This is a genomic window from Psychroflexus longus (assembly GCF_020164595.1).
GTDB lineage: Bacteria > Bacteroidota > Bacteroidia > Flavobacteriales > Flavobacteriaceae > Psychroflexus > Psychroflexus longus.
In genome coordinates this window covers 183,684-204,969 of record NZ_JAIQZE010000003.1, presented here as the reverse complement: position 1 = coordinate 204,969, position 21,286 = coordinate 183,684, and the positions used below count along the sequence as shown (strand labels likewise).

The following is a 21,286-nucleotide window of genomic DNA, read 5'->3' as shown; positions in this document are numbered from 1 at the left end:
ATGACAGGTTTAGATTTTTTAGAGTTTAGATTTTTAGATATTCTAGATATCCTATTAGTTGCTGTACTCTTATACTACATCTATAAACTTGTCAAAGGCTCAGCAGCCATCAATATTTTTATCGGTATTGTTATTATTTATCTGATCTGGAAATTAACGCAACTGCTTCAAATGGAAATGCTAAGCAGCGTTCTCGGAGAATTTATTGGTGTAGGGATGTTTGCGCTGATTGTTGTATTTCAGCAAGAGATCAGAAAATTCTTACTTATGGTTGGTTCGACTAGCTTTGGAGGGAAAAACAACTGGTTTCAACTTAGTTTTTCGAATCGGGAGAATAAAACACAAAACTATGTTGATATCATTGTTGAAGCTTGCAAAAAATTAGGTAGCACAAAGACAGGAGCGCTTATCGTCATTAAAAGAAATACTAAACTCGATTTTGTAAAAAACACTGGCGATGATATGGATATCAAAGTCAACAGACCAATTATTGAATCCATTTTCTACAAAAACAGTACTCTACACGATGGTGCTATTATCATTGAAGATGGGAGAATTACTGCAACTCGTGTGATATTACCTGTCAGCAATGATAGAGATATTCCTTTGAGATTTGGACTGAGACATCGGGCGGCTGTAGGAATAAGTGAAAAAACGGATGCCGTTGCTCTGGTCGTTAGTGAAGAAACAGGTCAAATTTCTTATTTAAAAAACGGAGAATTCAATATTTTTGATGATCTGGAAAAATTGATTGATCAAATCAAAGAAGACTTAAGCTAATTGATCTCTTCTTCATGTTGAAATTGCGCCTCGTAAAGATTTTTGTAATACCCTTCCTCTTTTTTCAGTAATTCTGAATGCGTTCCCGTTTCAACAATTTTTCCAAGGTCCATCACTATAATCTTATCTGCATTCTTGACCGTTGCCAATCTGTGTGCGATAACAATAGAAGTCCTGTTTTCTGTTAGCTTTTCTGTGGCGTCCTGGATTAGTTGTTCACTGTAACTGTCTACAGAAGATGTAGCTTCATCTAAAACCAATACACTCGGATTGGTCACATAGGCTCTCAAGAAAGCTATCAACTGGCGTTGTCCTGAGGACAACATAACCCCTCTTTCCTTGACATTATAATGATAAGTGTTTGGCAAAGAAGAAATAAATTCGTGAACACCGATGTCTTTTGCCGCAGAAATCACTTGTTCTTCTGTAATTCCTTCTTTATTAAGTGTTATATTATTAAGAATAGTATCTGCAAATAAGAACACATCCTGAAGCACCACAGCTATTTGATTCCTTAAAGCAGTGAGCTCATAATTTTTGAGATCTTCACCATCAACAAATATTTTCCCGCTTTTTATTTCATAAAAACGACTTAATAAATTTATCACAGTGCTTTTCCCTGCTCCGGTCGCCCCAACAATAGCGACTGTTTCTCCAGGCTGAACTTCAAAGGAAATTTCTTTCAGAATTTCTTCGTCAGGAATGTAGTTGAATCTTACATCTTCAAATCTGATGTGACCTCTCAACTTTTGAGGAACAATTGTACCAGAGTTTTCGATTTGAGAATCTGTATCCAGAATTTTAAACACACGGTTGGCAGCTACCATTCCCATCTGCAATGAATTAAACTTATCTGCAATCTGTCGAAGCGGTCGAAACAACATCTGAGACAGTTCAATAAACATAACAATAATACCCAGAGATAACGCATCGGACTCAACCACTCGCAAGCCACCGAACCAGACAATCAATCCAATGGTAATAGAAGTTGACATTTCTGCGATGGGAAAGAAAATAGCATTGTACCAAACAGTTTTTATCCAACCTTCTCTATGTTTTTTATTTATGTCTTTAAATCTATTGTATTCCTCTTTTTCTCGATTAAAGATCTGGACGATTTTCATCCCGGTAATGTGCTCCTGGACATATGAATTCAAGTTTGAAACTTGTGTCCTTACTTCTTCAAAAGCAATTTTCATTTTCTTCTGAAATACACGCGTGGCATATATAATGAAAGGTAAAACCGTCAGGACCAATAAAGTTAGCTGCCAGCTTTGCCAAAACATGAATCCTAAAACCACGATCATCTTTAATAAATCGCTTATAATCATAAATAAGCCCTGACTAAAAATACTGGCAATGGTCTCAATATCACTTACCGCTCTGGTCACCAATCGACCTACAGATGAATTATCAAAATATTGCTTTTTGAAATTCATCATATGCTTATAGAGCTTGATACGGATATCTGTAATCACTTCTTGTCCAAGCCAATTGGCATAAAAAATAAAGCTAAACTGAAAAATCACTTCGGAAACAAGAACAACCAGCATGGTGCTGACGTAAAAGATCAAACTATCGGCATCGCTTTTTGTAATTCCTTCATCTATTGTTAATCTCAATAAATAAGGCCTGAGCACGCCGAGTCCAGATAATGCAATAGCAGCAAATCCTACAAAATAAAATGTTTTTTTATAAGGGTCTGTGTACTTTAAGAGTCTCTTAAAGAGTTTAGTATCAAAGGCGTTTCCGCTATTCTTTTCCATTTGTTGACTTATCAGAATATTCTTGAGGATATTCTATATTTTTCAAAACTAAAGCATGTGCCGGGACAGATTTTCCAGCTCTGGATCTGTCTTGAGCTAGTATAATTTGGTTGAATTCTTCTACAGATATTTTGTGTAACCCTACTTCAACTAAAGTCCCAACAATAGCTCTGACCATATTCCTCAAAAACCGATTGGCAGAAATTTCAAAAAAGAGGTGATGTCCATTTTGATGCCAATCTGCTTTTTTTATATCGCAGTCAAATGTATAAACATCAGTTTTAACTTTGGAAAAAGATTTGAAATTTTTATGATTAAATAAGAGGTTGGAAGCCTTTTGCATGGCTTTTACATCAAGCTCATTTTTCACAAAATAACTTTTACCCAAAGAAAAAGGATCTTTATACTGAACAATAGAATATTCATAAGTCCTGGATATGGCGTCAAAGCGAGCGTGAAAATCTGTATCCACTTTCCTGAAAGCATGAACCGCTATGTCTGGAGGTAAAATACTATTTAATTTAAAAATGAGCTTTTTATAATCTACAATATGTTGTTCACTATCAAAATGAGCAATGTATCCAGAAGCATGGACACCTGTATCTGTCCTGCCAGCTCCTACCACATCTATGGTTTCCTGAAGGGCAGTATATAGGGCATGATTGACCTGGGATTGTACACTTATTTTATCAAGTTGTTTTTGCCATCCGTGATAATTAGTACCTAAATAAGAAAGTTGAATGATGTATCTCACCCCTAATAATTTTTGATGGCAAAGATAACAATCAAGAACAGACCAAAATCTAAAGCTTTATTTATATTGCCTCGAAAAAGGAATGGCTAAATCGATATTATTACTGAGTGACACCCACGGCTATATAGACGAAAAGATATTAAAATGGGCATCGAAATCAGATGAAATATGGCATGCAGGAGATATTGGTGATCAAAAAGTAACTGACGCTTTAGCAGAGATAAAGCCATTGAGAGCAGTTTATGGTAATATAGACGGACATGAATTGAGAAGTGAATTTCCTTTAAACCAACGTTTTACAATGGAAGGTGTTGACGTTTGGATGACTCATATTGGTGGATATCCAAACCGGTATAGCAGAGATATAAAAGATGAAATCAAAGACAACCCCCCTAAATTATTCATAAGTGGTCATTCTCATATATTGAAAGTCATGAATGATAAAAAACTTGGATTGTTACACATGAATCCAGGGGCGATAGGTATACATGGATTTCATGTAAAAAGAACAATGCTGAAATTTATTTTGGAGGATGGAAAAATCAAAGACTTAGAAGTCATAGATTATGGCAAAAGAGGGCGGTAGAGGTTGGAAAATAGACCATAGAGGGTAGATAATAGACCACAGAAAATAGAGAATAGATTTTTTCGAAATTCAATATTCGATGTCCAGTATTTAGTGAGTTGATTAAAAAATATTCTAAAAGACTTTAGGTGAACGCAAGTAATTTATGAGTCATAACTCATGAAGTTTTCTTCTACAAGTAATCCTAGCTTATAAATCAACTTATAAAATTTAGGCTTGTTGTCTAAAAGTTATCAAGATAACGGGAGTAAATTCAGAAGAAAAATAGACCAGTCTTAAAATGATCTTGTAATTGTATAAAACGCAAAAAACCCCGAGTGGCTGCTCGGGGTTTTCATGCACTAACATTACTAAGATTTCAGGTTTATCGCAATCGATCCACAGATTTTACAAGATCTTCGTCCTTTTTGATAGCCTTATTGGCCAGAGCAATAAAAACGATAGAAATTATTGGAAGAAGCATCCCAATACCCTTCTCTGAGATATCCATCTCTCCAGGTAAACTTAGCGTCCAATATGCAAAAACACCTACTAAAACAAAGTTCAATATGATATTAATTCGTCCTAAGACAAATTGACGTTTCCTTCTTTTGAATGAAAATAAAGTTATAATCGAAATAAGAACTGATAACAAAAACAAAGATATAGCTATAGGCTGAGAAATAGCGAAAATTTCTACATTATCTGAAGTTATCCAAAGTGGCGAATAAAAACTAAGCACTCCATTTAGCAAGATTGCAATAACCAAATATAAGCTTTGAATTCTTTGTATCATTTGTTAAATATTGAGCAGCAAAAATAATAGAATATTTGAGAATTAATATTTATAAATAAAATAAAGTTGTATAATTGCAAAGTCACAAAACTACTGCTTTCCTAAGCGGTTACAAATCATCAATTTAAATTCGAATCTCCCTCGAAACTATTTAATTTCAAAAAAGATCAATGTTAGAAATTATTGAACTAAAGTCTAGAAAACTTTCAGACTTACAAGAAATTGCCAAAGAATTGAAAGTTCCAAAATTCAGAAGTCTTAAAAAATTAGATTTAATTTACCAGATTTTGGATTATCAAGCTGCCAACCCAGAAAAGATGAAAGAGATTCTTAGTAAGGAAAAAGAAGTGAAATCTTCTGGTTCTGAAGCAAAACCTAAGGAAAAAGAATCTTCTCCTAAAGAAGAAAAAAGTCAACCTACCGAAGAAAAGACTTCTGTCAAAGAAAGTCAAACTTCAAAAAAACCGAGAAAAAGAGTTCAAAAAGGTGAACCTAAAAAGGCCCCTAAGAATCCTTTTGATAAGAGTGACACCTCTAAGCAGGCGGATAATAAATCTAAACCTGAAGAGAAAAATCAACCTAAGGCAAATACAACGGAAAAAGCGCCTTCAAAGCCAAATCAATCTTCGAAGCCCGCTCAAAATCCAAAAACTGCCCAATCTTCAAATCCTAACCAGGAAAAGAAGCCTGCAGCACAAGACAAGGAAATAAAGGAGAAAAAGGTTCCTCAACACAACCATCAAAATAAAGACAATTCACAAAAGAATTCTCCTTCTCCAAAACCACAAAATCCAAAACACCAGAACCCTAAATCCAGGAATGATAATAAGTCGAGTGACAAAAATGGAAATAGGGACAGTCGTAACAAATATAAAGATCCAGATTTCGAATTTGATTCGATCATAGAAAGTGAAGGTGTTCTTGACTTGATGCAAGATGGATATGGATTCCTGAGATCTTCTGACTATAATTATTTGTCATCACCAGATGATATTTATCTGTCTCAATCTCAAATTCGTCTTTTTGGTTTAAAAACAGGCGATACAGTTCTTGGAGAGGTAAGACCACCAAAAGAAGGTGAAAAATATTTCCCATTAATTAAGATCAAAAAAATAAACGGTCTTGATCCAAAGATTGTAAGAGACAGAGTTTCTTTTGAACATTTGACGCCTCTATTCCCTCAGGAAAAATTCAGATTGGCAGAAAAGCAGAGCACACTTTCTACGAGAATTATCGATTTGTTCTCCCCAATAGGTAAAGGACAAAGAGGTATGATTGTTTCTCAGCCAAAAACTGGAAAAACAATGCTACTCAAAGATATCGCTAATGCGATAGCTGCGAACCATCCGGAAGTTTATCAAATCGTTTTACTAATTGATGAACGTCCAGAAGAAGTTACCGACATGCAGCGTAATGTCCGTGGGGAAGTTGTAGCGTCTACCTTTGATAAAGAAGCTCACGAACATGTACGTGTTGCTAACTTAGTCATTGAAAAAGCTAAACGTCTTGTGGAGTGTGGTCATGATGTTGTTATCTTACTTGATTCTATTACGCGTCTTGCTAGAGCTTACAATACCGTACAACCCTCTAGTGGTAAAGTCTTAAGTGGTGGTGTAGATGCAAACGCACTTCATAAACCAAAACGATTCTTTGGTGCTGCCCGTAATATCGAACACGGTGGCTCATTGTCTATAATAGCAACAGCATTGACAGATACAGGTTCTAAAATGGACGAAGTTATCTTTGAGGAATTTAAAGGAACGGGTAATATGGAGCTTCAACTGGATAGAAAAATTGCCAACAGAAGAATTTTCCCTGCTATCGATTTAACTTCATCCAGTACAAGACGAGACGATCTTTTACTCGGTGATGATCAAATTCAGAAGATGTGGATCATGAGAAAATACTTGGCAGATATGAATCCTATAGAAGCTATTGAATTTCTAAATCAAAGAATAAAAGACACTAAATCTAACGAAGAGTTTTTAATGTCCATGAATGGATAAGATTTTTTCTTCAACAAAAAAATCCCCATTAGAATTTTTCTAATGGGGATTTTTAATGTTTAAAACTCTGTAAATTCCCTTCTATTTAACTTAGTTTGAATTATGATATTTAAATATTCGGCTTAATCTTATTTTATTTAAAGCTCTCTGTTTATGAATATATTCTTTATAGCCATAGAGCAGGAGTGTGACGCCTGTCTGCCGACAAAGGCAGGCTATCGCTAGCTGGAAAGAGGTTTTAATCCAATCTTACAGTATATGTTACTCAATAAGCTCTAAAGGATATATTTACAATGATTGCCTAAGAAGAAGCCAAAAATTCGCAGTAATCAAAATTCAATAACCATAAATTTATTGAAAAATATTTTTGATTCGCAAGATTAAAAAAATCTAACTTTCAACAACCTTAGGTTTTCTAGGTTCTCCAACAATATTAACATTAATCACTTTATCAGCTTTGATAAGTTTTTTATGGCTACTACTGGACAAATTTCTGATGTAGACTTTTTTGCCATACTTATGATAGCGTTCGGTCAGTTTGTTTAGAGCTTCTATTGCCGACATATCAGTAACTCGACTTTCAGTAAAATCTATCATGACTTCATCAGGATCATTTGCCACATCAAATTTTGAATCAAATACTTCAGTTGAACCAAAAAATAAAGGGCCAAAGATTTCATAGTGTTTGATACCTTTATCATCGACGTATTTTCTGGCTCTAATTCGTTTTGAGTTTTCCCACGCAAATACCAGTGCAGCAATAATAACACCAACTAAAACAGCAAGCGCTAGATTATGTAAGAACACAGTAACAATTGCAACCAGAACCATCACTACAATGTCTGCTTTTGGGAATTTATTGAATGTTCTCAAACTTGCCCATTCAAAGGTTCCAACAGCTACCATAATCATAAGTCCTGTTAAAGCAGCCATCGGAAGTTGTTCTATTATACCTGAACCAAATAACACAAAGGCCAAAAGCGAAACAGCAGCCACAATACCAGACAATCTTGCTCTAGCACCATTTGAAACGTTAATCAAACTCTGACCTAACATCGCACAACCACCCATACCAGAAAAGAAACCAGAGAAGATGTTTGCAGCACCTTGAGCTACGGCTTCTTTATTACTTTTTCCACGTGTTTCTGTGATTTCATCTACGATATTTAAAGTCAATAAACTTTCGATGAGACCAACACCAGCAACAATAGCTGCATAAGGTAAAATCAACATAAAAGTTTCCCAGGTGTAAGCAATATCAGGAATATTAAATGGTGGGAAACCTCCTTTTATGGAAGCTATATCTCCAACGGTTTTAGTGTCGATACCAAAACCTATAACCACACCAAATACAACAAGAATAGCAACTAAAGATGCAGGAATAACTTTAGTCAATTTGGGTAAACCCCAAATAATAAGCATGGTTAATAGTACCAAACCTAAAATAATATAAAGAGCATCGCCAGTTAACCAATTCCCATCACTGTCTTTAAATTGATTGAGTTGAGACATAAAAATAATGATGGCCAAACCATTCACAAAGCCAAAAATCACGGGGTGTGGAACCAGTCGCATAAGTTTACCAAGTTTTAAGACACCAGCCAAAAACTGAATAATTCCGGCCAAAATAACCGTTGCAAAAATATATTCAGGTCCATGACTTACAGCTAATGCGATTATCACAACAGCTATCGCACCAGTAGCACCAGAAATCATACCTGGTCGACCACCAAATATAGAGGTGACAAGTCCAACTACAAATGAAGCATATAATCCTGTAAGGGGGGATAAGCCTGCAATAAGCGCAAAAGCCACAGCTTCAGGAATCAAGGCTAAAGCAACAGTCAAGCCTGACAAAACTTCATTCTTGTAATCTACTTTTTGTTTAAAATCGAATAAATTAATTAACTTTTTCATCTGTTTGTTTAAAATTTAATAATCTCTGTGTTGAATTACAGTGAGAAAAGAAGAATACTAAATCCTGCTATAAACTAACGGTAATATGTTTTGTTAAAGTTTGCAAATGTAGAGGATAAACTATAACAAACAGAGTGAAAATTACTTTTTTTTAATCTAAACAGACAAAATCACAAACAGCTAGTATTCAGTTGTTTATTTGCCTTTTATTTTATTTAAAGGGCTGATGATCTCAACATCCTGAAATTGTATTGCAGCTTTAACGATTGAGTTGATCGACTCTTGTAGTGCTTTGATGATATGCGACTTCAATTCATTCTTATGATGAACCAAACTTATTTCTCTTGAAGGATAAGGTTTTTTGAAAAACTTTATGTTTTTCTGCTTTCCTTCTTTTAAGTCTAAAGTATGTAAATAAGGCAATAAAGTCATTCCCAAACCTTCGTCGGCTAATTTTATAAGGGTTTCAAAACTTCCACTTTCAAGATAAAAACGTCTTTGATCCGGTAGGTTTTGAGCTGTTTTGCATAAATTAAGAATGTTGTCTTTAAAACAATGCCCATCTTCAAGTAACAGAACTTCATCCACATTTAAATCATCAGCTGTTATGTCTTTAGAATTAAATAATCTATGTTGCTCAGGTATATAAGCCATAAATGGCTCGTAGTATAATGGTTTTTCCTTGATCTTCTCATCACCAAGCGGAGTCGCCGCAATCCCCGCATCCAGATGACCATCAATCAATTTTTCAATGATCACTTCGGTATGAAGCTCTTCAATCTTCAAATTGATTTTTGGATATTTTTTCACAAAATTATTCAGAAACATTGGCAGTAAGGTTGGCATGACTGTCGGGATAATTCCAAGTTTGAATTCACCACCTACAAAGCCTTTTTGCTGATCAACAATGTCTTGAATTCTCACACTTTCATTAACTATGTTTTTGGCTTGCTCAATTATTTTCTCACCAACAGGAGTTAATTTGATAGGCTTTTTACTTCTATCAAAGATCTTTACATTAAGTTCTTCTTCAAGTTTCTGGACTTGCATACTTAGTGTAGGCTGAGTAACGAACACTTTTTCTGAAGCTTTGGTGAAGTTCTTATATTCTGCTACCGCAAGCACATAAGTAAGTTGAGTAATAGTCATTGCTGAATAATTTTTCTATAAAAATACAATAGTATTGGAGAATCGTATAAGTCTATAAGCTGTAATTATGATTTAATGGTAAAATGTTAATAAGGATCCACATTTACCACTACTTTTACAGAACGAAACTGAGCGATCGATTTAAACTTATCAAAACCTGCTCTAACGTATGCTTTAGTCTTTGCTAGTGACTGTTCATGCGGAATTTTGATCAGAATATTTTTGTGGTATTGGTTTCTGATTCTCGATATAGCTGGAAATTCCGGTCCAAGAACATTAGTTGTAAAAATTTGCCTGTAGTAAAGCGCTAGCCAGTCAGAAGCTTCATTCATTTTATTTAAATCCCTCGATTTAAAAGTGACCTTGATCATTCTAAATAAGGGTGGGTATTTAAAATGCCGACGCTCATCCAATTGTTCCTTAAACATTTCATCGTAACTATTGGTGGTTACTTGTTGTAATATTCTGTGATAAGGGTTATAAGTTTGAATTAGGACCTGACCTTGTTCTTCGGTACGTCCTGCCCTACCCGCAACCTGAACTAATAATTGAAAACTTCTCTCGTGAGCTCTAAAATCTGGAAAATTGAGCAAACTGTCTGCATTCATCACACCCACCAGCTTTACGTGCCTAAAATCAAGACCTTTGGTCAGCATCTGTGTACCCACTAAAATATCGATTTCCCTATTCTCAAAAGAAGAAATAATTTTTTCGTAAGCATATTTTCCACGCGTCGTATCGAGATCCATTCGTTTGATAATTTTGTCCTCAAACATAGCATGGAGCTCCGTCTCTATTTGCTCAGTGCCAAAACCTTTGGTTGTCACATCGGTTGAACCGCAAGCCATACATTTGGTTTGCATGGCAATGTGATAACCGCAATAGTGACACCTCAACGTATTATTATGCTTATGGTATGTAAGACTCACATCACAATTGGGACATTGCGGAGCATGACCACAAGTGTTACATTCCAGTATTGGAGAAAATCCTCTTCTATTTTGAAAAAGAATAACCTGCTGTCCTTGCTTCAAAGTTTCTTTAATGGCATTAAGAAGAGTTTCAGAGAAATGACCAGTCATCTTCTGCTTTCTCTGTTGGTCTTTCAAGTCAACAAGCTCAATTTTGGGTGGAATCACATTGCCAAAACGTCTTGTCAGTTGAGCAAATGCATACTTGTCCTGTTTAACATTATAAAAACTTTCCACACTTGGCGTCGCGGTGCCCAGAAGTGTTTTGGCTTTAAAAAAGGAAGCTAACACAATCGCTGTATCTCTGGCATGGTAACGAGGAGCGGGATCAAACTGTTTGAAACTGCTTTCGTGTGACTCATCAACAACGATGAGCCCCAAATCCTGAAATGGTAAGAAAATAGAAGATCTCGCACCTATTACTATTTTACCTTTTGTTCCATCAAGAACATGCCTGTAAACTTCGACTCTTTCATTGACAGAATATTTACTATGGTAAACTAAAACCTGATCTCCAAAATAGTCTTGCAAACGCTGAATAAGCTGGGTAGTTAACGCAATTTCTGGTAGCAGGTATAGCACTTGTTTACCGTTCCTTATCACTTTTTCAATGAGCTTAATATAGACTTCAGTTTTGCCTGAAGAAGTGACACCTTGAAGCAAACACACGGGATGTTTCTTGAATCCATTTTCAATGTCCTCTAAAGCTTCAGTCTGATAGTCGTTAAGATTGATTTTGTGCGAAGATGAATCTCCATCGTATTGGATTCTATCTTTCTTAATGTAATATTCTTCAAAGATAGACTTATCAACCAATGACTTTATCACTGAATCAGAAACTCCAGTTTCTTCTTTCAGTATTTTTAATGATATTGGTTTCTGAGTTTGAGCCTGTAGACTAAACAATTTCAAAAGAGCTTCCTTCTGTTTGTTCGCTCTTTCCAAACTTTCTAAAAGTCCTGGCAATTCTGCCTCGGATGAGTAGTGGTCAGAAAGTTTTATATACTTCTGAAGTTTGGGCTTGTATTGTTTATTTAATTCCTGATTTATAAGAATCAATCGTTTTTCTGCCATTGCATTGATGACTGGAAAGATGGTTTTCTTTTCAAGTATAAGCGTGATCTCACTGATTTTCAGCAAGCTTTGCTTTTGAAGGGCTTGCAGGATTAAATATTCGCTATCGTTAAGGTTTTTATCCTTATCAATTGTATGGATGTCATAATCAGGGTGAGGCTCAATGACTGTTTCACTTTCTATCAAAAGTGCACTTGGTAAGGCTGATTTTAAAATCTCACCTTCCGTACACAAGTAATAGTCTGCAATCCATTTCCAAAGTTTGAGCTGATAAGCAGTAACGGAAGGTGACTCATCAAGAAGTTCTTCAACAGGTTTGGCTTCATATCGAAGGGGTGGCGTGCTGTGGATTTTGGCAACAATTCCTGTATAGACTTTCCGCTTACCAAAAGGTATCGCTACCCTCATTCCAATTTGCAATCGTTCATTCTCTTCATCAGTTACAGAATAAGTAAATCTCTGCTCTAGAGGTAAAGGAACAATGACATCGATAAAGAAGGACATGAAATAAAAGTTATTTGTTAATTTTTAACCCTTTTCCATTGCTGAGTGCGGTAAAAGAAGGCGACATAGCCTCTTACCATAAGTGTATTAGAATCACCTTCTTTGAGCCAAATCTTGGCATCATAAGTTTTCCCATTTTCAGGATCGGTTATAGTACCATCATTATATTTGTCATCATCTTTAGAAAGGTTTTCCAAAATCACCATTCCCTCTACTTTTTGATTTTTCAAATCACCTTTACATTCAGTACAGCGAACGTCTCTCTTGTCTTCTCTAAGAATCTTTTTCACCTTCCCAAAAACCTCACCATCATTCTCATAGACCTCAACAATAGATTTTGCAACACCCGTTTCATCGTCTATCGTTTTCCATTCACCATAGACTTGCTGGGAATAAATAAGGTTTCCAAAAAGGAAACCTGTAAGTAATATCAAATATTTCATATGATTATTGTCCTAACATGCCTTTCATCAAATCCTTATCCGCTGGCTTGTCACAGAACCAAATGCCAAAAAGAGCTTTCTTGAAATCAGCACCTTCAATGCTACCTAACTCCTTATCATTTTTGAAAACCACTACACCAGATGATGGAGTATAAGTGATATCAAAAACATCATTTTTGGTAATTTCATCAGAAAAGAAGGAAATGAATTTATCAATTTTTACTCTGTAAGGTTTTGTATTGCCCTTTGTTGAATTTTTGAACCCGTCTTCAATAGCAGAACTCATTTTATCGCTTGATATTAATCCAGAAACGATATGTATCTTAATGACCATAGGCGCATCTGCATCCATTACTTTTTGAGCATCTGTCATTTTTTGAGCAGTATAAAGTCCTCCTGCATACATATCCATCCAGAATTTCTCACGTACTCCAGCACCATTTAAACTGAGTTCTGCTTCCCCTACTTGAAAATTATCAGGAAGTTCAACTCCAGCAACTTCAGTTTGTGCAAACGTTGTAGAAGCAATTACAATGGCTAGAATCATTAAAAAGCGTGTTTTCATAGTTTCAATATTTTGATTTTCGTTTTAAATTATAAAGTGATCCATTCAATTCGAAACCCAATAAAAGTATATTTGAGTTCAACCAAATATATAACATGAGAATCAACAAAGCTCCAATTGAGCCATATAGTTTATTGTATGCACTGAAATTTTCGACATAAATGGAAAACAAATAAGTAGTCAAAATAATTAAAATAGTTGTAAAAAAGGTTCCAAGAGAGAAAAAGCGTGTTTTCTTTCCTTCTTTTGTTCCGAAGTAGTACAAAGTTGAAATTCCTAGAATCAATACCAGAACCAATATGGCAAAGCGGCCGTATTTCGCAAGTAATAAGGAGTCACCCACGACACCAAGACTTTTGAATTGATCAATGACGAAGGTTAAATACACCGTGGCAATTACCGCTATCAAAAGAAGGATAGCTACTATTAAAGCGACACCCACAGCAACCATGTACTGCCGAATGATAGTTCTATTAAATCGTGTATGATACGAAAACTCAAATCCAGTGAAGATGGCGTTCACTCCGTTGGACATTAAAAATATGGAAAGTAAAAAAACAAAAGATAGCAATCCTGCTCTAGGGTTGTTTGCTATATCATAAAATATATCTTGAAATAAACCAGCAGTTTGTGGTGGTAACAATTCTTCCAAATAATTGAGTAATTCTTGTTGAAAATTATCAATAAACCAAACGAACGGTATCAAATTCAGAATAAAAAGTAGAAAAGGAAAAATAGCCATGAAGAAGCTGAAAGCAATAGAACCTGCCCGAGTAGAAAACGTTCCCTTTAAAATTCCAATGATGTATAAACTAAAAAGATCATAGAGGGTGAATCCCTCAAAACCAGGTAATTTAGTTTGGTTCATCCAATAAGCAATACTACAAATTACTGGTATTTTCTTAAGAGAATCACTAATTTCAGCGGCCATATTATACAGCTTTTAAACTTAGATCTAAATTATGAACTGAATGAATAAGCGCCCCACTTGAAATATAATCTACCTCACATTCGGCATAAAATTTTGCATTTTCAAGCGTAATGCCTCCACTCGATTCTGTGAAACATCTACCATCAATCAACTTAACAGCCTTTTTGGTGTCATCGTAATTAAAATTGTCCAGTAAAATTCTATAAACCCCATCAGACTGTAATATTTCTTCTACTTCTGAAAGTGACCTTGCTTCTACTACAATTTTGAGATCCAATTTTTTATCAGCAAGATACTTGATGGTTTTTTCTATCGCTTTTGAAATGCCTCCTGCAAAATCTATATGATTATCTTTCAACATGATCATATCGTATAGTGAAAATCTGTGATTTTCTCCACCTCCAATTTTTACAGCCATCTTTTCTAAGGCTCTAAATCCAGGTGTGGTTTTTCGCGTGTCTAAAATCTGAGTTTTGTAACCTTTCAAAAGACTTGAAAACATATTAGCCTTTGTGGCGATGGCACTCATCCGTTGCATAGCGTTGAGCACTAAGCGCTCCGCTTTCAAAATGGATTGACTTGAGCCAGATACATAAAAGGCTATGTCTCCATGAGTCATCGCATCACCATCTTTCATGAGGTTTTCCATCTCCAGCGAAGAGTCAATATAATTAAAAACTTGTTCTGCAAAATCTACTCCTGCCAAAATTCCTTCATCCTTAACGAGCAATTTAGCCTTCCCTGTAGCATCTTCAGGTATACAAGCCAAACTAGAATGATCTCCATCACCAACATCTTCTCTGATTGCATTTTCAATAATGATTTGAATTTCCTGAGCCAATTGCTTTTCGCTAATCATTTGGTTATCTATTTTTGTCTCAGACAAAGTTAAACTTTTTTAGACGGATGACCATCTCATTAGTACTTGTAGGCAAAACCGATAATAAGCATTTGGAAGCATTAATCAATGATTATAAGAAACGCTTATCGTTTTTTGTAAAATTTGAAGTCACCATCATTCCTGATCTCAAGAAAAGAAAAAACATGGAGACCGAAGTCCAGAAGGAAAAGGAAGGTGAGCTTATATTGAGCAAAATTTCAAACTCAGATTTTGTTGTTCTATTAGATGAAAATGGTGTGGATCATTCCTCTACCAAGTTCGCCAGCTGGCTTCAAAAAAGAATGAATTCGGGTATTAAAAAACTGGTGTTTGTCATTGGTGGCCCTTATGGTTTTTCTAAACCAGTTTATGACAGGGGCAATCAAATATTATCCCTTTCTAAAATGACTTTTTCTCACCAAATGATTCGGTTGTTTTTTACCGAGCAATTGTACAGAGCCTTTTCTATTTTAAAAAATCTTCCTTATCATCACGAATAAAAAAAGCTGACTTGCACGTTGCAAATCAGCTTTCTATATTGTTTGAAGTAAACTGTTACAAAATCAGCATAGCATCACCGTAGGAATAGAATTTATACTTTTCCTTGATGGCTTCTTTGTAAGCTTTCTCCATAAGATCATGGCCTGCAAAAGCAGAAATCATCATAAGTAATGTCGATTTTGGCATATGGAAATTGGTAATCATACAATTGGCGATACTAAAATCATGTGGTGGAAAAATAAATTTATTGGTCCATCCATTGTATTCATTCAATCTTTGGTTAGAACTAACAGCACTTTCCAAAGTTCTCATGACAGTTGTACCCACTGCACAAATTCTTCTTTTTTCAGATTTTGCATTGTTGATGATCGATGTGGCTTCACTATCAATCATAATTTCTTCGCTATCCATTTTGTGCTTAGATAAATCCTCAACTTCTACCGGATTAAATGTTCCAAGTCCTATATGCAAAGTAACTTCTGCAAAATCAATTCCTTTGATTTCCAAACGCTTCAACAAGTGTTTAGAGAAATGAAGCCCTGCCGTTGGTGCTGCTACAGCTCCTTCCTTTTTGGCATAAATAGTTTGGTAACGCTCAGCATCTTCTGGCACTACATCACGCTTGATGTACTTCGGAAGTGGAGTTTGACCAAGCTCTGTCAACTTGTTCCTGAAATCCTGGTAAGACCCGTCATAGAGGAAACGCAAGGTTCTACCTCTGTTGGTGGTGTTATCTATAACTTCGGCCACAAGACTTTCATCTTCACCAAAATAAAGCTTATTTCCAATTCTTATTTTTCTAGCTGGATCCACCAATACATCCCAAAGACGTGTTTCAGGATTAAGTTCTCTCAAAAGAAAGACTTCGATTTTGGCACCAGTTTTTTCCTTATTTCCGTAGAGTCTTGCTGGGAAAACTTTAGTATTATTGAACACCATGACGTCTTTTTCGTTAAAGTAATTGATAACATCCTTAAACATTTTGTGTTCAATAGTACCATCTTTACGATTTACTACCATTAATTTAGCTTCATCTCTGTGCTCCGAAGGAAACTCAGCCAAAAGGTCTTCAGGTAAAGTAAATTCGAATTGTGAAAGTTTCATTCCCATAGTCTAGTATATTTTTTTAAAAGAGTGCAAATATACGACCGCGAGATAGGCGTTGTCAAGTAAATTATTGTTTATTTAGCGTAATATCTTCCAAGCCAGTATTTTTACTGGAGGCCTAGCATTTTCATTTTCTCCCAAAAGTCTGGAAAAGACTTAGAAACCACTTCAGGATTCAGAATATCTAAATCAGTTTTCAAAGCTAAAGGAGCAAATGCCATGGCCATTCTATGGTCTTGGTAGGTTTTTATTTTTACTTCTGAATTTAAATTCGAAATGGGTTTTAAGTGAAGAGATTCTGTAGTTATAAAAATCTCTGCACCAAATTTTTCGATTTCATTTTTCAAAGCTACTAGCCTGTCTGTTTCTTTTACCTTCAAAGTATGAAGGCCTGTCAAAACACATTCAACTTCGAGTCCTAAACAGGTGACAGCAATCGTCTGAGCTAAATCTGGCGTATCATTGAGATCTAATTCAATTTTTTGAGGAAGCTTAAAGTTTTCAACTTTTGAAAGTCGAATTGATTCTTTATCAAATCGAGTCTCGATGCCGAGCAGCTTATAAAATTCAGCTACTTTGGAATCTCCCTGAAGACTATCTTGATAGAAAGTGGAGATTTCAAAAGTTCCTGTTTTCATCAAAGCCAAACAACTGTAAAAATAGGACACAGAACTCCAGTCAGATTCTACTGCAATTTGTTTAGGTTCAATTTCAATTTGAGGATAAACTTTAATAGTATTAGTGTCAAAATCAACTTTGAGCCCAACCGATTCTAGCGCTTGAGCTGTCATTTTGAGATAAGGTTTGGAAGTCACTTTAGACTCTAGTTGAATGTTTAGTCCATTTTTCAAAGAAGGTGCAACGAGCATCAAAGCAGTAATGTACTGACTACTGACATCTGCCGAAATGGATATTTTATCTTTCTGAAGGGATTTTCCAGATATTTTTAAAGGAGGAAAACCCTCATTTTTTACATATTCTATTTTTGCTCCAAGGATTCTAAGCGCTTCTACGAGTATGCCGATTGGTCGTTCCTGCATGCGTTGGCTTCCGGTGAGAATGATTTCATTATCAGGAATGGTTGATAAATACGCCGTTAAAAATCGCATGGCAGTTCCTGCGTGATGTATGTCAATTTCTTTGACTTCCTTAAGAGGTTGTGACAAGGCTTTTTGAAGCACCTGAGTATCATCACTATTGGATAATCCTTTGAGTTCCAAATTTGGAAAAAGTGTCTTTAGAATTAAATATCTATTGGAAATGCTTTTGGAACCAGTGATTTCAAATTGAAACTGATTGTTTTTTACGGGGGTATAACTCAATTTCATTGTTTGTCTCTTTTTTTGATATTACCTCTAAATTTTAGAAAAGTAACAACAAAACCATAAACGAATCCGCTCATGATGTTGGCGACAAAAAACCTCAGCAAGTTATCTTTTGCAAATCGGTTTTCTGCATACAGAGCCCAATTAAAATCGTAAGCAAACCAAATATCTACAATATTATAAATGAAGATAAAACCACCTGCAAGAATTATTACAGATCTCCAAAAACCCTTGGTGGAGATTACTTTTTGAAACATTTACTTGAGTTTAGGATTATTTTTATGTCGATCATGATCTCGCTTTGATTTCAAGTCCAATTTTTTATCAAAAGCAGATTGCAAATCAATTCCTGTTTGATTTGCCAAACATAAAACAACAAAGACTACATCTGCAAGTTCTTCTCCGAGATCCTTGGACTTATCGCTTTCTTTTTCACTTTGTTCACCATAGCGTCTGGCAATTATTCTTGCCACCTCTCCCACTTCTTCAGTGAGTTGGGCCATGTTGGTGAGTTCATCAAAATAACGTACACCATGTTCATTTATCCATTCATCTACTGCTTTCTGAGCATCTTGTATGTTCATAAGTTTAGTTTTAATCAATCCTTATTTTTTGAATCCAAAATAAATGTCAAAGGTCCGTCATTTATGGAATGTACTTGCATATTAGCTCCGAACCGGCCTGTTTGAATATTTCCATGATATGCTTCTTTCATTGACTCAATGAAGTCATGGTAAAGCTTTTTTGCCAATTCTGGTTTCGCTGCTTTTGTAAAACTTGGTCTATTTCCCTTTTTGGTAGAGGCATGAAGAGTAAATTGGCTTACTATCAAAATCTCTCCTTGTACCTCTCTAATATTTAAATTCATCTTTACATCTTCATCTGAAAATATTCTAAAATTAGATATTTTATTAACCAACCAATCAATATCTTCTTTCTGGTCTTCTTCTCCAATACCTAAGTAAATGAGATAACCTTGATTGATGCTTCCGGCTATTTGAGTATCGATTTCAACTGAAGCTTCTTTGACTCTTTGAAGTATAATTTTCATATTATCTCAAATCTTGATAAGGGTCTTTTCTAAAACTTTCGTCCTCCTCACCTTCCATAATCTGCAAATAACTTTTGTATCTGGAATAAGCTAGTTCATCTTCTGCCAGGGCATCTTTTACTGCGCAATGAGGTTCTTCTACATGGATACAGTTATTGAACTTACAATTACTTTTTAATTTAAAAAATTCAGGAAAATAGTTATCAAGATTGTATTTATCAATATCCACAACACCAAAGCCTCTGATTCCTGGAGTATCGATAATCTGACCTCCAAAATTCAACTCGTGCATTTCTGCAAATGTTGTTGTGTGCTGACCTTGTCTATGCTGTTCAGAAATTTCCGAAGTTTTAATATTCAAAGTTGGCTCAATGGCGTTAACCAATGTAGATTTACCAACCCCACTATGACCAGCAAAAACACTCACCTTATCTTTCATCAGTTCTTTCACTTTATCGATATTTTCGCCGATTTCTGCTGAAATTCCTATGCAGGTATATCCAATACCTCTGTAAAGTTCTGCCAGATATTTCATCTCAGCAAATTCTTCCAGACTATAAGTATCTATTTTGTTTATTAAAATAACCGTAGGAATATGGTATGCTTCGGCTGTCACTAGAAATCTGTCTATAAATGTAGTACTTGTAGGCGGATTGTTGTGAGTGACAAGTAAGAAAGCTTGATCAATATTAGCTGCTATAATGTGAGTTTGTTTAGAAAGATTGACAGACTTTCTAATGATATAATTTTTTCTGTCGTAAATCTCCTTTATGATGCCAATGGTATCATCCCCTTTCTTTTCAGTATCAATTTCTACGTGATCTCCAACGGCAACAGGATTTGTACTTTTAATTCCTTTTAGCCTAAATTTCCCTTTGATTCTAGAATTATAAATCTTTCCATCTTCAGCTTTGACGTGATACCAACTCCCTGTGGACTTATAAACCACCGCCTTCATAATCTTGATTTTAAAAGAGATACAAATTTCATTACTGGCTTATTATTTTATGTTGATGGGCGATAGATTCTTCATGGATCGCTTTTGTAAGACGTTCCACAAAGTCTTTGGACAAGTGATTTTTTTCTCCTTTTTCTGTGAGCCTATTCAAAACACTATTCCAGCGTTCAGGCTGAAGAATCGCTACGTTATTTTCTTTTTTCAACTCACCAATATCATCTGCTACACTCATTCGTTTTCCAAGAAAATCTACAATTTGATTATCGATGATATCAATTTTAGATCTTAAGACATTAAGTTTTTTATTGAATTCTTCTGCACCTTCTTTTTGTCTTATGCGAAGATCTATTGTCATTTGCTTTAAGAAATCTGGAGTGATTTGTTGAGCTGCATCACTCCAGGCTTTATCTGGAGTATGATGAGTTTCTACTATCATACCATCGTAATTAAGATCTAAGGCTGTTTGACATATATCAAATACCAAATCTCTTTTACCCGCAATATGAGAAGGATCGACTAGAATTGGTAGATCTGGAAATTGATTTTGTAAATCAATAGCTATCTGCCACTCGGGATTGTTTCTATATTTTATTTTTTCGTAAGTCGAAAAACCTCTATGAATGACTCCAAGGTTCTTAATATTAGCATTATAAAGTCGCTCAACTCCTCCAAGCCATAAAGCTAAATCGGGATTAACAGGGTTTTTGACCAATACAATTTTATCAGTTCCTTCCAAAGCATCTGCAATTTCCTGAACGATAAATGGACTTACCGTGCTTCTTGCACCTATCCAAAGTACATCAACGCCTGCTTTAAGAGCCAGATCCACGTGTGTTTTATTAGCAACTTCAGTGGCTATCATAAGGCCTGTTTCTTCTTTAGCCTTCTTCAGCCAATCCAGACCTATGGCACCAACACCTTCAAAATTACCCGGGCGGGTTCTGGGCTTCCATATACCTGCGCGCATCACTGTAGCGTCAGAATCTTTAAGCTGATGTGCTATATTCAGGACTTGTTCTTCAGTTTCAGCACTACAAGGTCCGGCAATTACCAACGGATGATCTAAATTCATCTCCGTTAACCAATTTCTTAGTTTGTTATCATTTTCCATATCCACAAAATTAACTTTTAATGTCAGATATCAAAGGCATTTAGATTGCTTTTAAGTTTCGAAAAGTTTTTAAAATACTTTCAATACTAAATCCATTCTGAAATTGTAAAGGGATATAATTTGTATTTTTGA

21 protein-coding genes are annotated in these 21,286 nt (G+C 35.3%); 4 read left to right on the top strand and 17 right to left on the bottom strand.

The window, feature by feature from the left end; translation table 11 throughout:
• Entirely contained in the window at positions 1–780 is a 780-nt protein-coding gene (cdaA, locus tag LB452_RS04860) for a diadenylate cyclase CdaA (RefSeq protein WP_224460602.1), read from the top strand.
• Here the strand turns inward: cdaA and LB452_RS04855 are convergent.
• Entirely contained in the window at positions 777–2,546 is a 1,770-nt protein-coding gene (locus LB452_RS04855; RefSeq protein WP_224460601.1) for an ABC transporter ATP-binding protein, read from the bottom strand. The two genes, cdaA and LB452_RS04855, sit on opposite strands and share 4 nt — an antisense overlap.
• A complete protein-coding gene (truA, locus tag LB452_RS04850) occupies positions 2,533–3,300 on the bottom strand; it encodes a tRNA pseudouridine(38-40) synthase TruA (RefSeq protein ID WP_224460600.1) in 768 nt (255 codons plus the stop codon). Before truA ends, LB452_RS04855 begins: the two co-directional genes overlap by 14 nt.
• Positions 3,301–3,382: 82 nt before the next feature.
• On the opposite strand from truA, the gene LB452_RS04845 reads away from it, so the two are divergent.
• The gene (locus tag LB452_RS04845) at positions 3,383–3,886 is read left to right on the top strand and encodes a metallophosphoesterase family protein (protein WP_224460599.1); all 504 of its coding nucleotides are present in this window, start codon (positions 3,383–3,385) and stop codon (positions 3,884–3,886) included.
• A 364-nt stretch (positions 3,887–4,250) separates the two neighbouring features.
• Here the strand turns inward: LB452_RS04845 and LB452_RS04840 are convergent, their stop codons facing one another.
• Positions 4,251–4,661: a DUF4293 domain-containing protein gene (locus tag LB452_RS04840; RefSeq protein WP_224460598.1), complete on the bottom strand. Its 411-nt coding sequence runs from the start codon at positions 4,659–4,661 to the stop codon at positions 4,251–4,253.
• Between the two features lie 170 nt (positions 4,662–4,831).
• Here LB452_RS04840 and rho point away from each other — a divergent pair, with 170 nt between their 5' ends.
• Positions 4,832–6,667, top strand: coding sequence for a transcription termination factor Rho (rho, locus tag LB452_RS04835; RefSeq protein ID WP_224460597.1), 1,836 nt, complete (start codon positions 4,832–4,834; stop codon positions 6,665–6,667).
• A gap of 390 nt (positions 6,668–7,057) precedes the next feature.
• Here rho and LB452_RS04830 read toward each other — a convergent pair whose 3' ends face one another.
• The 7 genes from LB452_RS04830 to nadC all read right to left on the bottom strand — a co-directional run bounded on the left by LB452_RS04830 (position 7,058) and on the right by nadC (position 15,080).
• Positions 7,058–8,584 (bottom strand): SulP family inorganic anion transporter, encoded by a 1,527-nt coding sequence (locus LB452_RS04830; RefSeq protein WP_224460596.1) that lies wholly within the window; start codon positions 8,582–8,584, stop codon positions 7,058–7,060.
• Between the two features lie 195 nt (positions 8,585–8,779).
• Entirely contained in the window at positions 8,780–9,733 is a 954-nt protein-coding gene (locus tag LB452_RS04825; RefSeq protein ID WP_224460595.1) for a hydrogen peroxide-inducible genes activator, read from the bottom strand.
• 86 nt (positions 9,734–9,819) lie between these two features.
• Entirely contained in the window at positions 9,820–12,282 is a 2,463-nt protein-coding gene (priA, locus tag LB452_RS04820) for a replication restart helicase PriA (RefSeq protein ID WP_224460594.1), read from the bottom strand.
• A 17-nt stretch (positions 12,283–12,299) separates the two neighbouring features.
• Entirely contained in the window at positions 12,300–12,725 is a 426-nt protein-coding gene (locus LB452_RS04815; RefSeq protein ID WP_224460593.1) for a DUF2147 domain-containing protein, read from the bottom strand.
• Positions 12,726–12,729: 4 nt separating this feature from the next.
• Positions 12,730–13,290 carry a chalcone isomerase family protein gene (locus LB452_RS04810; protein ID WP_224460592.1) on the bottom strand — a complete coding sequence of 187 codons (561 nt, stop codon included), beginning with the start codon at positions 13,288–13,290 and terminating at the stop codon, positions 12,730–12,732.
• Positions 13,291–13,294: 4 nt separating this feature from the next.
• Positions 13,295–14,221 (bottom strand): YihY/virulence factor BrkB family protein, encoded by a 927-nt coding sequence (locus LB452_RS04805; RefSeq protein ID WP_224460591.1) that lies wholly within the window; start codon positions 14,219–14,221, stop codon positions 13,295–13,297.
• 1 nt (position 14,222) lies between these two features.
• Entirely contained in the window at positions 14,223–15,080 is an 858-nt protein-coding gene (gene nadC, locus LB452_RS04800) for a carboxylating nicotinate-nucleotide diphosphorylase (RefSeq protein WP_224460637.1), read from the bottom strand.
• A 47-nt stretch (positions 15,081–15,127) separates the two neighbouring features.
• On the opposite strand from nadC, the gene rlmH reads away from it, so the two are divergent.
• Positions 15,128–15,601 carry a 23S rRNA (pseudouridine(1915)-N(3))-methyltransferase RlmH gene (rlmH, locus tag LB452_RS04795; RefSeq protein WP_224460590.1) on the top strand — a complete coding sequence of 158 codons (474 nt, stop codon included), beginning with the start codon at positions 15,128–15,130 and terminating at the stop codon, positions 15,599–15,601.
• A gap of 55 nt (positions 15,602–15,656) precedes the next feature.
• Here rlmH and queA read toward each other — a convergent pair whose 3' ends face one another.
• The 7 genes from queA to LB452_RS04760 form a co-directional block, all read right to left on the bottom strand.
• The gene (gene queA / locus LB452_RS04790) at positions 15,657–16,706 is read right to left on the bottom strand and encodes a tRNA preQ1(34) S-adenosylmethionine ribosyltransferase-isomerase QueA (RefSeq protein WP_224460589.1); all 1,050 of its coding nucleotides are present in this window, start codon (positions 16,704–16,706) and stop codon (positions 15,657–15,659) included.
• 110 nt (positions 16,707–16,816) lie between these two features.
• Positions 16,817–18,037 (bottom strand): 3-phosphoshikimate 1-carboxyvinyltransferase, encoded by a 1,221-nt coding sequence (locus LB452_RS04785; RefSeq protein ID WP_224460588.1) that lies wholly within the window; start codon positions 18,035–18,037, stop codon positions 16,817–16,819.
• On the bottom strand, positions 18,034–18,291 hold the full coding sequence (locus LB452_RS04780; protein WP_224460587.1) for a hypothetical protein: 258 nt from the start codon (positions 18,289–18,291) through the stop codon (positions 18,034–18,036). Before LB452_RS04780 ends, LB452_RS04785 begins: the two co-directional genes overlap by 4 nt.
• Positions 18,292–18,618 carry a nucleotide pyrophosphohydrolase gene (locus LB452_RS04775; RefSeq protein WP_224460586.1) on the bottom strand — a complete coding sequence of 109 codons (327 nt, stop codon included), beginning with the start codon at positions 18,616–18,618 and terminating at the stop codon, positions 18,292–18,294.
• 14 nt (positions 18,619–18,632) lie between these two features.
• On the bottom strand, positions 18,633–19,085 hold the full coding sequence (gene dtd, locus LB452_RS04770; RefSeq protein ID WP_224460585.1) for a D-aminoacyl-tRNA deacylase: 453 nt from the start codon (positions 19,083–19,085) through the stop codon (positions 18,633–18,635).
• 1 nt (position 19,086) lies between these two features.
• On the bottom strand, positions 19,087–20,043 hold the full coding sequence (rsgA, locus tag LB452_RS04765) for a ribosome small subunit-dependent GTPase A (protein WP_224460584.1): 957 nt from the start codon (positions 20,041–20,043) through the stop codon (positions 19,087–19,089).
• 31 nt (positions 20,044–20,074) lie between these two features.
• Positions 20,075–21,154 carry a bifunctional 3-deoxy-7-phosphoheptulonate synthase/chorismate mutase type II gene (locus LB452_RS04760; RefSeq protein WP_224460583.1) on the bottom strand — a complete coding sequence of 360 codons (1,080 nt, stop codon included), beginning with the start codon at positions 21,152–21,154 and terminating at the stop codon, positions 20,075–20,077.
• Positions 21,155–21,286: the final 132 nt, after the last annotated feature.

Excerpts from the sequence above, each read along its gene's own strand:
- LB452_RS04805 (WP_224460591.1), bottom strand. The coding sequence starts at position 14,221 with ATGGCCGCTGAAATTAGTGATTCTCTTAAGAAAATACCAGTAATTTGT.
- cdaA (WP_224460602.1), top strand. The coding sequence starts at position 1 with ATGACAGGTTTAGATTTTTTAGAGTTTAGATTTTTAGATATTCTAGAT.
- rho (WP_224460597.1), top strand. The coding sequence starts at position 4,832 with ATGTTAGAAATTATTGAACTAAAGTCTAGAAAACTTTCAGACTTACAA.
- priA (WP_224460594.1), bottom strand. The coding sequence starts at position 12,282 with ATGTCCTTCTTTATCGATGTCATTGTTCCTTTACCTCTAGAGCAGAGA.
- rlmH (WP_224460590.1), top strand. The coding sequence starts at position 15,128 with ATGACCATCTCATTAGTACTTGTAGGCAAAACCGATAATAAGCATTTG.
- LB452_RS04825 (WP_224460595.1), bottom strand. The coding sequence starts at position 9,733 with ATGACTATTACTCAACTTACTTATGTGCTTGCGGTAGCAGAATATAAG.
- LB452_RS04760 (WP_224460583.1), bottom strand. The coding sequence starts at position 21,154 with ATGGAAAATGATAACAAACTAAGAAATTGGTTAACGGAGATGAATTTA.
- LB452_RS04830 (WP_224460596.1), bottom strand. The coding sequence starts at position 8,584 with ATGAAAAAGTTAATTAATTTATTCGATTTTAAACAAAAAGTAGATTAC.
- rsgA (WP_224460584.1), bottom strand. The coding sequence starts at position 20,043 with ATGAAGGCGGTGGTTTATAAGTCCACAGGGAGTTGGTATCACGTCAAA.
- LB452_RS04815 (WP_224460593.1), bottom strand. The coding sequence starts at position 12,725 with ATGAAATATTTGATATTACTTACAGGTTTCCTTTTTGGAAACCTTATT.
- LB452_RS04840 (WP_224460598.1), bottom strand. The coding sequence starts at position 4,661 with ATGATACAAAGAATTCAAAGCTTATATTTGGTTATTGCAATCTTGCTA.
- LB452_RS04775 (WP_224460586.1), bottom strand. The coding sequence starts at position 18,618 with ATGAACATACAAGATGCTCAGAAAGCAGTAGATGAATGGATAAATGAA.
- LB452_RS04855 (WP_224460601.1), bottom strand. The coding sequence starts at position 2,546 with ATGGAAAAGAATAGCGGAAACGCCTTTGATACTAAACTCTTTAAGAGA.
- dtd (WP_224460585.1), bottom strand. The coding sequence starts at position 19,085 with ATGAAAATTATACTTCAAAGAGTCAAAGAAGCTTCAGTTGAAATCGAT.
- LB452_RS04780 (WP_224460587.1), bottom strand. The coding sequence starts at position 18,291 with ATGTTTCAAAAAGTAATCTCCACCAAGGGTTTTTGGAGATCTGTAATA.
- nadC (WP_224460637.1), bottom strand. The coding sequence starts at position 15,080 with ATGATTAGCGAAAAGCAATTGGCTCAGGAAATTCAAATCATTATTGAA.
- LB452_RS04785 (WP_224460588.1), bottom strand. The coding sequence starts at position 18,037 with ATGAAATTGAGTTATACCCCCGTAAAAAACAATCAGTTTCAATTTGAA.
- LB452_RS04810 (WP_224460592.1), bottom strand. The coding sequence starts at position 13,290 with ATGAAAACACGCTTTTTAATGATTCTAGCCATTGTAATTGCTTCTACA.
- LB452_RS04845 (WP_224460599.1), top strand. The coding sequence starts at position 3,383 with ATGGCTAAATCGATATTATTACTGAGTGACACCCACGGCTATATAGAC.
- queA (WP_224460589.1), bottom strand. The coding sequence starts at position 16,706 with ATGAAACTTTCACAATTCGAATTTACTTTACCTGAAGACCTTTTGGCT.